This is a genomic window from Pseudoponticoccus marisrubri, from assembly GCF_001482405.1.
In the GTDB taxonomy this organism is placed as follows: domain Bacteria; phylum Pseudomonadota; class Alphaproteobacteria; order Rhodobacterales; family Rhodobacteraceae; genus Pseudoponticoccus; species Pseudoponticoccus marisrubri.
In genome coordinates, this window is record NZ_LPXO01000020.1 from 1 (window position 1) to 10,915 (window position 10,915).

General features: G+C 64.3%; 16 protein-coding genes and 1 pseudogene. 9 read left to right on the top strand and 8 right to left on the bottom strand.

Features of this window, described 5'->3' with window-relative positions; all coding sequences use genetic code 11:
- Nucleotides 1–758 (top strand): type I restriction enzyme endonuclease domain-containing protein (locus AVJ23_RS20110; protein WP_205626891.1); only part of this gene is annotated, 758 nt, incomplete at its 5' end.
- Nucleotides 755–1,471 (top strand): M48 family metallopeptidase, encoded by a 717-nt coding sequence (locus AVJ23_RS20115; protein ID WP_058864030.1) that lies wholly within the window; start codon nucleotides 755–757, stop codon nucleotides 1,469–1,471. The genes AVJ23_RS20110 and AVJ23_RS20115, both read left to right, overlap by 4 nt.
- 357 nt (nucleotides 1,472–1,828) lie before the next feature.
- On the opposite strand, the gene AVJ23_RS20120 is transcribed toward AVJ23_RS20115, so the two are convergent.
- Nucleotides 1,829–2,725 (bottom strand): hypothetical protein, encoded by an 897-nt coding sequence (locus AVJ23_RS20120; RefSeq protein ID WP_058864031.1) that lies wholly within the window; start codon nucleotides 2,723–2,725, stop codon nucleotides 1,829–1,831.
- Nucleotides 2,718–3,077 carry a winged helix-turn-helix transcriptional regulator gene (locus AVJ23_RS20125; protein WP_240484742.1) on the bottom strand — a complete coding sequence of 120 codons (360 nt, stop codon included), beginning with the start codon at nucleotides 3,075–3,077 and terminating at the stop codon, nucleotides 2,718–2,720. Before AVJ23_RS20125 ends, AVJ23_RS20120 begins: the two co-directional genes overlap by 8 nt.
- Nucleotides 3,078–3,220: 143 nt before the next feature.
- Between AVJ23_RS20125 and AVJ23_RS20130 the strand changes: the two genes are divergently transcribed.
- The 7 genes from AVJ23_RS20130 (at nucleotide 3,221) to AVJ23_RS20160 (ending at nucleotide 8,371) form a co-directional block, all read left to right on the top strand.
- Nucleotides 3,221–3,829 (top strand): NAD(P)H-dependent oxidoreductase, encoded by a 609-nt coding sequence (locus AVJ23_RS20130; protein ID WP_058864033.1) that lies wholly within the window; start codon nucleotides 3,221–3,223, stop codon nucleotides 3,827–3,829.
- Nucleotides 3,816–4,523 carry a glutathione S-transferase family protein gene (locus AVJ23_RS20135; protein WP_058864034.1) on the top strand — a complete coding sequence of 236 codons (708 nt, stop codon included), beginning with the start codon at nucleotides 3,816–3,818 and terminating at the stop codon, nucleotides 4,521–4,523. The genes AVJ23_RS20130 and AVJ23_RS20135 overlap by 14 nt, the downstream gene beginning before the upstream one ends.
- Entirely contained in the window at nucleotides 4,520–5,164 is a 645-nt protein-coding gene (locus tag AVJ23_RS20140; protein WP_367576942.1) for a DsbA family oxidoreductase, read from the top strand. The genes AVJ23_RS20135 and AVJ23_RS20140 overlap by 4 nt, the downstream gene beginning before the upstream one ends.
- Nucleotides 5,161–5,448: a GNAT family N-acetyltransferase gene (locus AVJ23_RS20145; protein ID WP_058864035.1), complete on the top strand. Its 288-nt coding sequence runs from the start codon at nucleotides 5,161–5,163 to the stop codon at nucleotides 5,446–5,448. The genes AVJ23_RS20140 and AVJ23_RS20145 overlap by 4 nt, the downstream gene beginning before the upstream one ends.
- Before the next feature lie 36 nt (nucleotides 5,449–5,484).
- Entirely contained in the window at nucleotides 5,485–6,474 is a 990-nt protein-coding gene (locus AVJ23_RS20150; protein ID WP_058864036.1) for a quinone oxidoreductase family protein, read from the top strand.
- The gene (locus AVJ23_RS20155; RefSeq protein ID WP_058864037.1) at nucleotides 6,471–7,214 is read left to right on the top strand and encodes an HAD family hydrolase; all 744 of its coding nucleotides are present in this window, start codon (nucleotides 6,471–6,473) and stop codon (nucleotides 7,212–7,214) included. Before AVJ23_RS20150 ends, AVJ23_RS20155 begins: the two co-directional genes overlap by 4 nt.
- A gap of 173 nt (nucleotides 7,215–7,387) precedes the next feature.
- On the top strand, nucleotides 7,388–8,371 hold the full coding sequence (locus AVJ23_RS20160) for a 2OG-Fe(II) oxygenase family protein (RefSeq protein ID WP_058864038.1): 984 nt from the start codon (nucleotides 7,388–7,390) through the stop codon (nucleotides 8,369–8,371).
- 173 nt (nucleotides 8,372–8,544) lie between these two features.
- On the opposite strand, the gene AVJ23_RS23200 is transcribed toward AVJ23_RS20160, so the two are convergent.
- The 6 genes and pseudogenes from AVJ23_RS23200 to AVJ23_RS20175 all read right to left on the bottom strand — a co-directional run bounded on the left by AVJ23_RS23200 (nucleotide 8,545) and on the right by AVJ23_RS20175 (nucleotide 10,915).
- Nucleotides 8,545–8,955, bottom strand: a complete 411-nt coding sequence (locus tag AVJ23_RS23200; protein ID WP_205626892.1) for a pirin family protein — start codon at nucleotides 8,953–8,955, stop codon at nucleotides 8,545–8,547.
- Nucleotides 8,948–9,091 (bottom strand): pirin family protein, encoded by a 144-nt coding sequence (locus tag AVJ23_RS23585; protein ID WP_367576943.1) that lies wholly within the window; start codon nucleotides 9,089–9,091, stop codon nucleotides 8,948–8,950. Before AVJ23_RS23585 ends, AVJ23_RS23200 begins: the two co-directional genes overlap by 8 nt.
- Complete coding sequence (locus AVJ23_RS23590) at nucleotides 9,072–9,131, bottom strand: hypothetical protein (protein ID WP_084794820.1); 60 nt, start codon at nucleotides 9,129–9,131, stop codon at nucleotides 9,072–9,074. Before AVJ23_RS23590 ends, AVJ23_RS23585 begins: the two co-directional genes overlap by 20 nt.
- Nucleotides 9,132–9,153: 22 nt before the next feature.
- A pseudogene (locus tag AVJ23_RS23595) lies at nucleotides 9,154–9,462 on the bottom strand (D-Ala-D-Ala carboxypeptidase family metallohydrolase); the annotation flags it as partial.
- A 73-nt stretch (nucleotides 9,463–9,535) separates the two neighbouring features.
- Nucleotides 9,536–9,826 carry a DUF6127 family protein gene (locus AVJ23_RS20170; RefSeq protein ID WP_058864040.1) on the bottom strand — a complete coding sequence of 97 codons (291 nt, stop codon included), beginning with the start codon at nucleotides 9,824–9,826 and terminating at the stop codon, nucleotides 9,536–9,538.
- 12 nt (nucleotides 9,827–9,838) lie between these two features.
- Complete coding sequence (locus AVJ23_RS20175) at nucleotides 9,839–10,915, bottom strand: DUF2793 domain-containing protein (RefSeq protein ID WP_058864041.1); 1,077 nt, start codon at nucleotides 10,913–10,915, stop codon at nucleotides 9,839–9,841.

Below are 10,915 nucleotides of genomic sequence, written 5' to 3' on the forward strand. Positions count from 1 at the left end.
CGCCACGAAACTGCAAACGCGTAACATCAACCAGCGGTGAGCCAGAGCCTCCAGTCTGGAAAGCGCTCAAGCGTCCCAAATTATCTGACGACGGACAGTTCGAACCAAAAATTCAGAAGCTGCTCGATGACCATGTCGTTGCGATGCCAGCGGAAACCATCATCGAGGTGGTTAACATCAACGATCCCGACGCGCTTAAGGCTGTCATCGAGGAAACGGGGGTTTCCGAAGCCTCAAAGGCCGACCGCATCGCCAGCGCCACCCGCCGGGCAATCACCGAGAAGATGGATGAAGACCCGACGTTCTACAAACAGTTCTCCCAGCTGCTCGAAGAGACCATCCGCGCCTATCGCGAGAAGCGGCTGTCCGAGCGCGAATACCTGAACAGTGTCGTGGATCTCGCGAGCAAGGTGGCCCGCAAGGATCGGGGGCGGGATGTTCCGGAGAGCATTAGGGGCGATGAGGATGCTCAGGCCTTCTTCGGCGTCCTGGATGGTCAGCTCAAGACCAAGGGCGATGATTCAGTGACCGGCGTCGAGGCCGCAGCGATCGCTCAACAGATCATCGACATCATCAAATCGCACCTGATTGTGGACATTTGGTCGAACGAGGTGGCCCAGAACAATCTGCGCAACGCCATTGATGACTACTTCTTCGATGTCCTGCGCGACGAGAAGGACATCGACCTTCCCGTAGAAGTACTCGACGATCTCGAACTCAAGATTATGGATCTTGCCCGGGCCCGGTTCACAGCATGACACGGGAGTTGCACTGCCTGCGGTACGGCGAGCAGGAGATCCAGTACGAGATTGTTCGGCGCCCGAGGAAAACACTGGAGATAGCCGTCGAGCCGGATGCGTCGGTGGTGATCGCGGCCCGGGAGCACGCGACACTAGACGCCATCGAAGCCAAGCTGCGGAAGCGCGCGGCATGGGTGACAAGGCAGCAGCGGTACTTCTCCCAGTTCCTGCCGCGTACGCCGGAGCGCAGGTTCGTCGCCGGGGAGACTCATCTCTACCTCGGGCGCCAATACCGGCTGAAGGTCGTCCCGCATGTCCGGGAAAGCGTGAAGCTGATCCGCGGCTTCATCGTCGTGCAGACTCGCCGGCCGACCAGGCCGGAGGTGACACGCGAACTGGTCGAGGCATGGTACCGGGACCGAGCCCACATCAAGTTTCCGGAACGGATCGAACTCTGTCTCGGCCTGTTCCCGGATCCCGAGGCATTCAGGCCGATGGGCCTCATCGTACGCCAGACCCGGCAGCGATGGGGGTCCATGTCACCGGCCGGACGTTTGCTACTCAATCGTCGTCTAGTTCAGGCCCCTGTCGACGCCATCGACTACGTGATCACCCATGAACTCTGCCATGTGGCCGAGCCTCATCACGGGGCAGCATTCTTTGACCTCCTCGACAAGGTGATGCCCGATTGGGAGCGTCGGAAGCAAAGGCTCGAACGGGCCATGGCCTGAGAAATTCCGAAACCGGTCGCAACAGACGCTAACGCGACTCCAATCCAAGCAATTTCCGACGCTGGATTTTCTTTCTCCCTTACAAGGACTTATAAGGAATTCACCAAATCGGGGCAGTCATCAGGTCCGGAGAATATCGACCCTGAGAGACCGCTTTCGGGCCTCGTTCCACCAAGGCCAGTGCTCAGCCCAACCCGCATAACCCTCGAAAACAACGGAAAAATCCGGGCGTGGCCAAGACCGTAGAAACCGTTCCAAAGGGAAAGTGGCGGAGAGGAAGGGACTTGCATCGAATGTTCTCCATGCTCCAGTCCATTGGTAATAAACATCTTTCCCGAGAATGCCCGCAAATATCCTTCAGCGAGTGAGCTGTCCGAAAGCGCCATCGTCAACGAGTTGCGCCCTCAGAAAGGCGACGTTGAGTGCAAGTCCGGGCAGCAGCCATTGGAACAGGCGGACGACGGCCAAGACTTCTTCGCAGGTGGCATCTGCTGCGGCGGCCTCGCGAAGCGCGTCGCTCGAAAGCCTAGTGGGGTTCGGAAGACCCGCGGCCAGTACCACGGCCCTGTCGTGGACCCGTGCAACGTGATGCTCGTAGTCATCGCGTACCACGGCACGTTTCAGGTCCTCCCAGGCCGGCGCGAAATAGCTCGGCCAGCGGGCGAAGGCGCGGTAGTCGGTATTGACGAAGGGAAGGCCCAGCGTGTGGCGAATGTCGGCATAGAGCGCGGCGATGGTCGGGTCGGCGTGATGCGGTTCGATCAGGACGGGTTTCGGCGCAACCGGACGGCGCTGGGCAGGACCGCCCGCCTTGCCGCCGCCGCGCCAATCTTTGCCTTCCAGAAGTAATCGCGCCAGCGAGGCCATGAGAAGATAGAGCATGTTGCCGGCCGAAAAGACCTCGTTACAGGCGCGGATGTCGTCGATTTCCCGCTCCTCGTAGCCCGTGTCGATCAATCGAGGCAGGATCGGTGGCGGCGAGAGCCGTGATGCCTCGTTTTCCGCGCAAGCACGCAATTCTGCGCAGGCATGAATGAATGGCTCCGTGCCGGCCGTAGGCTCCAGAGCCGACCAGAGCGTACCGTAGAAGCGCGGAAAGTGGGCGAAGGCCATCGCGACAACGCCCATCCAGGGAACCTCGAGGCCCGCCCTGGTCCGCGCGTAGACCTCCGCCAGGTCCCCCGTGGCGGCGTATTCCGGCACCGGCTGGATGGCCGGAATGGGATCCGGTTTCAGGCGCGGCAGGTCAGGCATCGGCCATGTTCTGGGGCAGGCTTTCGCTCCATTTCCGAAGCTCGTCGAGGAAGCCCAGCGCGGTGCAGCCCAGTTCGGTGATCTGGTATTGCACCGACACCGGCGCGGTATCCTTCACTTCGCGCGTCACCAGGCCCTGAGTTTCAAGCTGGCGCAGCCGCTCGGTGATCATCTTCTTCGATGCGCCGCCGACCATCCGCGACAGATCGTTGAAGCGCACCGGCCCGTCCTTGAGGTGCCAGAGGATCGAACCGGTCCACTTGCCGCCGATGATCCGCATGCCGCGTTCGATGGCGCAAGGCTTGATACAGGCGTCGTGAACCTGCCGTCGCCCCTTGGCATCGGTTTCCACTCTTGCATCCATGACATGCCTCCTATGCGCCTTACTAGGTTACCAAAAGTATACTGGTTGATTTCCGTTCCTTGCATCAGCAACTTGGCCCCGAGATGACCGCGAGTCAACCGGCCGCGGAATTGAGAACAAGGACCGACACGATGAGCAACATCCTGATTCTGAACGGCGCCCAGCCCTACCCCTTCGCCCCCGGCGGGTTGAACGCCACGCTGGCGGCGCGCGCAAAGGACCGGCTGGAGGCACAAGGTCACGCCGTGCGCCTGACCTCCGTGGCCGATGGCTATGACGTCGAGGCGGAGGTGGAGAACCACCGCTGGGCAGACACCGTCATCATGCAATTCCCGGTGAACTGGATGGGCGTGCCGTGGTCGTTCAAGAAATACATGGACGAGGTCTATACCGCCGGGATGGACGGCCGGTTGACGGTCGGCGACGGGCGCACCGCCGAGGCGCCCAAGGCGAATTACGGCATGGGCGGCGTGCTGACAGGCACGCGCTACATGATCTCGGCCACATTCAACGCCCCGCGCGAAGCCTTCGACGACCCTGCGGAGCCGTTCTTCCAGGGCATGAGCGTCGACGACCTGCTGCGCCCGGTGCATCTCAACGCCAGGTTCTTCGGCATGACGTCCCTGCCGACCTTCTCGGCGCATGACGTGATGAAGAACCCCGAAATTCAGACCGACCTCGCCCGGTTCGACGCGCATCTGGATGCCCTGTTCGCGGAGGCCGAAAATGTCGCGGCCTGATATCGTCCTCTACACGGCCAACACGATGAACGGGTGGAAGCCGCTCATCTTCCTGCACGAAGCCGAGATCGACTATGAGCTGGTCAATGTCGACTTCTCGAAGAAGGAGCAGCACGCGCCCGACTACGTGAAGATGAACCCGAACGGCAAGATCCCGACGATCTGGGACCGGGCCGAGGGGCGTGCGATCTTCGAGAGCGGCGCGATCCTGTGGCACCTGGCCGAGAAATACGGGCGCTTCCTGTCCTCCGACCCGGTGGAGCGATCCGAGACGCTGCAATGGCTGTTCTTCCAGGTCGGTCATATCGGGCCGATGATGGGACAGGCGATGTTCTTCCAGCGCATCGCCAAGCCGAACGGCGACGAAGTGCCCTATGCCATCGACCGCTACGTGAACGAGAGCCGGCGGCTGCTGGAGGTGCTGGATACCCGGCTCCGGGGCCGCGACTGGCTGGTAGGCGACGCGATGTCGATCGCCGACATCGCCACCTACCCCTGGGCGCGCAGTTACTTCTGGGCCACGGTCGACATCGAGGGGCTGCCCGACCTGCAGGCATGGTTCGACCGGCTCGATGCCATGCCGCGCGTGCAGGAGGCCCTGCAACTGCCCGAGCCGCGCCCCTCGGCCTTCGGCAAGGGCGATATCGACGCGGCGGCGAAAGCCAATGCCGCCCGGTTCAAGGAGGACAAATGATGGCCGTGCGCGTGGATATCGTCTCGGACGTGGTCTGCCCGTGGTGCGTGATCGGCTATCACCAATTGGCCAAGGCTGCGCAGGAGACCGGGATCGGGATCGACGTGCACTGGCACCCGTTCGAGCTGAACCCGCAGATGGGCGAGGATGGCGAGAACCTGCGCGAGCACCTCGCCGCGAAATACGGCACGACCCCGGAGGGCTCGATCAAGGCGCGGGCGCGGCTGACCGAGATGGGCGCGGCGCTCGGGTTCGCGTTCAATTATACCGACGACATGCGCATGGTGAACACCTTCCGCGCGCACCAGCTGATCGATTGGGCCGCGGAACAGGGCAAGGCGCATGAGGCGAACCTCGCCCTCTTCCGCGCCTTCTTCACCCGCCGGGAGAACCTCAATGACCTGGGCGTGCTCGCCGACGTCGCCACCGAGGTCGGGCTCGGCCGGGACGCCGCCCTCGCGATGCTGAAGAGCGGCGAGCGGGCCGATCGGGTGCGCGAGAAGGAACGGTTCTGGACCTCGCGCGGCATAACCGGCGTGCCCGCGATGATCTTCGGGCAGCAGCATCTGGTGACGGGCGCTCAGGGGGAAGAGAGATACGCGAAGATCCTGCACCACCTCGCCGCGGAGACCGCGGCATGACCGGCGCGGCAGAGATCCGTCGCGAGGAAGGCGAGAGCAAGGGCCGCTACTGGCTGGTCGCAGACGGCCACGAGGCCGAGCTGACCTATTCGCGCCTGGGAAAGACACAGATCATCATCGACCATACCGGCGTGCCGGACGCGCTGCGCGGACGCGGCGCGGGGGCGGCGTTGGTCGCCCACGCAGTGGCCGATGCCCGCGCCGAGGGCCGCAGGATCGTGCCGCTCTGCCCCTTCGCCAGGGCGCAGATCGCGCGCCACAAGAAGTGGCAGGACGTGCTGTAGCGCCTGCGTACACGACCGACAAAAAGGGAGGAGACAATGAGCAAGGCACAGGTGATTCACCGGCTGGGACCGCCAGAGGTGATGCAATGGCAAGACTGGCCCGTGCCCGACCCAGGCCCGGGTGAGGTGCGCCTGCGCCATACGGCCATCGGCGTCAATTTCGCCGATACCTACCACCGCGGCGGCATTTCGCACCCGTGGAAGGTGGACGCGCCGCCGGTTGTCATCGGGTTCGAGGGCGTCGGCATCGTGGAGGGTGTGGGCGATGGCGTGACCGCGTTCAAGACCGGGGACCGCGTGGCCTACGGCATCCCGCCGCTCGGGTCCTATTCGGAGATTCGCAATTACCCCGCCGACAAACTCCTGCACCTGCCCGAGCGGCTCGACGACAAAGAGGTTGCCGCGCTGCTGATGAAGGGCATGACGGCGCATTACCTGCTGCACCGCACCTATGCCGTGCAGCCGGGCGACACGATCCTCGTTCACGCGGCAGCGGGCGGCATGGGGCTGATCCTCTGCCAATGGGCAAAGGCGCTCGGGGCGACCACCGTCGGCACCGTCTCGACCGAGGAAAAGGCCGAGGTTGCCCGAGCGGCAGGCTGCGATCACCCGGTGGTCCGCTCGCGGCAGAGTTTCGTCGACGTCGTCCGCGAGGTGACCGATGGTGAAGGCTGCGCCGTGGTCTACGAGGCCATCGGCAAGGACACGCTGCAGGACAGCCTCGACTGTCTGCGCCTGATGGGTGTTTGCGCCGCCTACGGCCATGTCTCCGGCCCGCCGGGTCCGGTCGATATCATCCAGGACCTCGGGCGCCGCGGCTCGCTCTTCATTACCCGGCCTGCCATCATGCATTATGTCGCCAGGCGCTCCGACCTGGAATGGACCGCGCGGGATCTGTTCAAGGCGATCGGCGACGGCATTCTCGATGCGAACATCAACTACGAATACCCGCTGAAGGACGCGGTTAAGGCGCATGAGGCCATCGAATCCGGCAAGACGCTCGGCGCGACAGTAATGATCCCATGAACCTGTCCGGTATCAAGGCCCTGACCTTCGACACCGGCGGCACCTTGCTCGACTGGCATACCGGCTTCCGCGATGCCTTCGCGGCGGCCGGGCGCCGCCACGGGATCGACCGCGACTGGGGCCAGATGGCGAACCGCTTCCGCCGCGTCTCCCTGGAGTTGATGCTGGACCTCGGGGATGACGGGCCGCCCCAGTACAATTTCGACGAAGCGCATGCGCTCAGTCTGAAGACGCTGCTGCGCGAAGAGGGGCTGGACAGGTTCGATGAAACGGATCGCCACCGTATCGCCTGGGACGCCCCGCATGGCCTGGCGGCATGGCCGGATGTTCCGGGCGGGCTCGCCGCGCTGCGCGAACGCTACATCGTGGCCTCCTTCACGCTCTTGTCCTACCGGCTGGTGATCGACACCTCGCGCCGCAACGGCCTGACATGGGATGCGGTGCTGTCCTGCGAAGGACTTGGTGTCTACAAGCTCTTGCCTGAAGCATACGGGCGCGCAGCGAAGATGCTACAACTCGCACCCGAAGAGTGCCTGATGGTCGCCTGCCATCCCTTCGATCTCGACGCGGCAGCGAAAGTCGGGTTTCGCACGGCGCTGATCCGCCGTCCCGAGGAATGGGGCCCGGACCCGGCCGACCGGCCCCATCTGCCCGAGCCCGGCTCCTACGATATCGAACTGGGCAACCTGCTGGAGCTGCACAAGCAACTTCGCCGAGAGGGCCACGCGAACAGGGACTGACCCCGGAAGCCGTCCGCCGTCATTGACTTGCCGAGAGGACTCGGCGTATCCAATACGCAGTCCGGGCGGTTCGTGAACCCAAGACGACCGCCGTAAGCCGCCTGGCACATGGCTTAATCCGACAGGGCCGATCAGCGACCGATAGGGTCGCGTTCAACCTGTGAGGATCAGCCATGGAGCACATCACTTCTATCGACATTTCCGCATTGTTCGGTGCCGACGACACGGCGCGGGATACCGTGGATGCGCAGATCGTTGAAGCGATCCGGAGCCATGGAGGCTTCGTTATCGCCGGGTTTCCCCGCGCCGATGAGATCGACGCGCTCGCCGGGGAGATGCTGCGGTTCTTCGACCTGGACGAGGCGGAAAAGTTCAAGGTCGCGAAGATCTGCAGCAGGCCCGACGCGACCAACAAGTACCGGGGCTACGAGAACAATCTGAAGCCCGGCGGGCGTTTCGCCTACAATGAGATGTACGACATCGGCCCGAAGGCGCCCTCGCCCGCCCTCACCGAGGCGACGGGGCTCTTCGCGGAAGCCAATGTCTGGCCCGAGCAGGAGCCGTCGCCGGGCTGGCGTCAGGCGATGGAGGAGTACCATGACACGCTGCACCGTGTGGCGATGGCGGTGCTGCATTCGGTCGGTCGGTCCGTCGGTCTGTCCGCCGACAAGCTCGATCGGCTGTTCCGCACCGGCAACTCCACGCTGCGCCTGATCAACTATCCCCTGCCGCCCGATGGCATCACCATCGGAACGCGGCAGGACGAAGACGGCGAGTTGCAGATCTCCACGGCAGCCCACACCGACGGGTCCGGCCTGTCCATCCTGTGGTCGTTGCAACCGGGTCTCCAGGCCCGTTCCCCCGATGGCACCTGGCGCGCGGTTCCGCAGCAGGCCAATTGCCTCTCGATCCACCTTGGCGACGTCATCGCGGCCATCACCGGTGGGCGCATCCCAGCAACGCCGCACAGGGTGGTCGGCCACGGGATCGCGCGGCAATCCGTCGGCTTCTTCCTCGAGCCACGTCTGGACCTGCCGCTCGGCATCGCCGAAACGACCGGTACCGAAGTCGATTTCCCTCAAACCTATGGCTGGTTGCTGCAAAAGCGTTTCAGCGGGTATGAGGATTACAAGGGCATCGTCGAACCCCCTGAGTGATTTTCGACTGTCGGCGAGCCCCGCCCGAGCTTGGGGCGCGCCGACCCACGATCCGCGCCGTCGCGGCACGGAGGCCATGCCCCACCATATGCCGCCGTCAGGACGGCACCGCCCGGAGCACCCGGCGCACCTTGAACCCGCCGATGTCACGGGCGCGGGGGACAAACAGCGCCTCAATGGAGTCCAACTGCCCGGCTTGCGGGCAAACCTGCTCGATGGCGGGGTTCCAGCTCACGGGGGCCCAGGTAAAGTGCCATATCGAACAGCAGGAATTCGCTGTTCTCCAGCGCGGTGATTGCGAGGTTGTCGAGCTCGGCCAGGGCAAGCCCGTCGCCGGATTCCAGCGGTTGATCGTTGACCGTCACCAAGCCTTTGACCACCTGCACCCAGATACCCCGCTTCTTTTGCAAACGCAGATCTACATGCGCGTCGGCATTGAGCTTGCTGGCGCAAAGGTCGACGTCGGCATGGATGGAAATCGACCCGTCTCGCTCGTCATTCGAGGCCATCAGGCGCGGCTTCCCGTTCAGGTCATCAAAATGCTGCTGCGCAAAGCCAGGTTTCAGCCCTTGCTGGTCAGGCATGATCCAGATCTGCAGAAGGTGCACGGGATCGTGCTTTCGAGGCGTTGTGTTCGCTGTAAACGACGCCGGTGCCCGCGCTCATCCGCTGAACGTCGCCCGGTTTGATGACTGAGATTTCACCCCTTGGAGTCGCGATGCTCCAGGGCGCCCGCGACGACGCAGGAGATGATCTTCATGTCGCGGTGCGGATGGGCGCCGAAACCGCGCTGCCGCCTCGAAGGATGCCGGGTCGTGGTTCGCCATGGCGATGTCGAAGGCGGCGCCGTCGAGGTGTTTCGACCGGGTCGCGCCGCCGACGGCACGGTTGTGCTCGTGGCTGCGATAGGCGGAGCGGACGATCAACGGCTTGTCCAGCCGGTCGCGGAGCGCCTGCAGCTTGTCGAGGGCTGGTTCGTTGATGAGCGGCTTGCCGGTGCCCCGACCGGCGATCTCGGCCGGGCTGAAATTCGGCTAGCGCCAGTCACGCTCTGGCGCTTCGCGCCAGTGGTCGTAAAAGGTCGTGGTCATTGCGGTCCTCCAGAAACGATAAAACCCGCCTCGAGGGCGGGTGCGGCGGGTCGAACAGGGTGGATGGCTTGAGCTACGGGCCGTTGCCGAAGACCTTGAGCTTGATGGCGACGCCGGCGAGCAGCGCGAGCAAGACCGCGGTGGTGACGGCGCGGACGACGGTTTGCACAGCCGTGCGGCGCACCAACCGGAGCAAGTCCAGCATCGAGCGCAGGTCGCGGATGTCGAGTGCCGCCTCGTCGCCCTCGAGCCCGACATCGGCGAGCGCGCGCTTTGCGCCTTCTTCGGCAGCGCGTGCCAGGATCGCCTCGAACTCGTGCTCCGGCATGCGGACAAAGCCGTCCTCTGGGCGTTGTGGGGCCATGGCGCGCCTCCCTCAGCCGATCTTCGCGCCCCAGAAGGACGTGTGATCGGCGGCGAAGTAGCCGTCGGCGACCCGGAAATACCCCTGCAGCTCGACGGTATCGCCTGCGGTCAGCGGCGCCATGGTCTGCAGCCAGATCGCGGTGGCGAGCGAGACGTGGGTGGCGGAGATCTCACCGAAGGAGCCGCGGATTTCGGTGGTGCCGTTCAGCACCAGACGGCCCCGCATGCGCGCAGTCGTGCTGGCATTCACCTTGTAGAGCAGGGTCGCGCCGAAGAGGTAGGTGCCGTCCGTAGGAGCAACGAAGCGGTTGTTGGCGGCGTCGAAAGCGCCCTGGTCGTTGTAGTCCGTGTTGTTGATGGCGATCTTCGTCCAGGTCCCCACGCCGACATAGTTGTCGTAGTTGGTGTATGCCTTGAAGCGCGGCAGCCGCGGCTGATCGACGATGCCGGTGGCGTTGTCGACGCTCAGCCCGTCGAAAAAGGTGCTGCCGTCGGCCGAGACCGCGAGCCGGAACCTGTCTGAGCCGAAGAGCCCGACCAGCGCCTTGGTCACGAAGCCGGTCTGGAGCGTCAGCCCGAGGTCGTCGCCCGCTGCCTCCTTGTTCAAGGTGTAGAACAGATCGCCGGTGCCGCCCTCGGCCACGGTCTTCGCGGTCCAGAGCGCGGCGTTCAGCTTGGCAGAGAACGGGTTCGACGAATCGGCGGTGGTGCCGAGCCCCAGCAGCGCCATGTTCTGCAGCGCATCCGGTGTGGCCCCGATCCACCCCGTGCCGTCATAGACCAACAGCAGCCCCTCGTCCTCGACCCACGCACGCCAGCCGGTCCGGGGTGGCAAGCGGATCCAGGCGCCGTCGGTCCAGAGCGCGACGTTCAGATCCCATCCCGCCCAGTCGCCCGTCGCGCCCGAGCCGACGATGTAGCGGTCGCCGTCGGCGGGACTTGCCGGGGGCGCTGTCAGATCGCGGTCGAGGACCGAGAGCTGCACGAGGCCGTCGAGGATCCGCAGCGCCTCGTTGTGGGTGACGTGCTTCTGGGCCTGCGCCGCCATGATGTACGGGAGTAGCAGATGCGTCGTGGTGTCGGACAT

Bases quoted from the DNA above. Each gene is read 5' to 3' on its own strand.
- AVJ23_RS20140 (WP_367576942.1), top strand. From the start codon at position 4,520: ATGATGGCCGTGCGCGTGGATATCGTCTCGGACGTGGTCTGCCCGTGG.
- AVJ23_RS20145 (WP_058864035.1), top strand. From the start codon at position 5,161: ATGACCGGCGCGGCAGAGATCCGTCGCGAGGAAGGCGAGAGCAAGGGC.
- AVJ23_RS23200 (WP_205626892.1), bottom strand. From the start codon at position 8,955: ATGCCTGACCAGCAAGGGCTGAAACCTGGCTTTGCGCAGCAGCATTTT.
- AVJ23_RS20135 (WP_058864034.1), top strand. From the start codon at position 3,816: ATGTCGCGGCCTGATATCGTCCTCTACACGGCCAACACGATGAACGGG.
- AVJ23_RS20150 (WP_058864036.1), top strand. From the start codon at position 5,485: ATGAGCAAGGCACAGGTGATTCACCGGCTGGGACCGCCAGAGGTGATG.
- AVJ23_RS20130 (WP_058864033.1), top strand. From the start codon at position 3,221: ATGAGCAACATCCTGATTCTGAACGGCGCCCAGCCCTACCCCTTCGCC.
- AVJ23_RS20175 (WP_058864041.1), bottom strand. From the start codon at position 10,915: ATGTCCGACACCACGACGCATCTGCTACTCCCGTACATCATGGCGGCG.
- AVJ23_RS20115 (WP_058864030.1), top strand. From the start codon at position 755: ATGACACGGGAGTTGCACTGCCTGCGGTACGGCGAGCAGGAGATCCAG.
- AVJ23_RS20155 (WP_058864037.1), top strand. From the start codon at position 6,471: ATGAACCTGTCCGGTATCAAGGCCCTGACCTTCGACACCGGCGGCACC.
- AVJ23_RS20170 (WP_058864040.1), bottom strand. From the start codon at position 9,826: ATGGCCCCACAACGCCCAGAGGACGGCTTTGTCCGCATGCCGGAGCAC.
- AVJ23_RS20160 (WP_058864038.1), top strand. From the start codon at position 7,388: ATGGAGCACATCACTTCTATCGACATTTCCGCATTGTTCGGTGCCGAC.
- AVJ23_RS20120 (WP_058864031.1), bottom strand. From the start codon at position 2,725: ATGCCTGACCTGCCGCGCCTGAAACCGGATCCCATTCCGGCCATCCAG.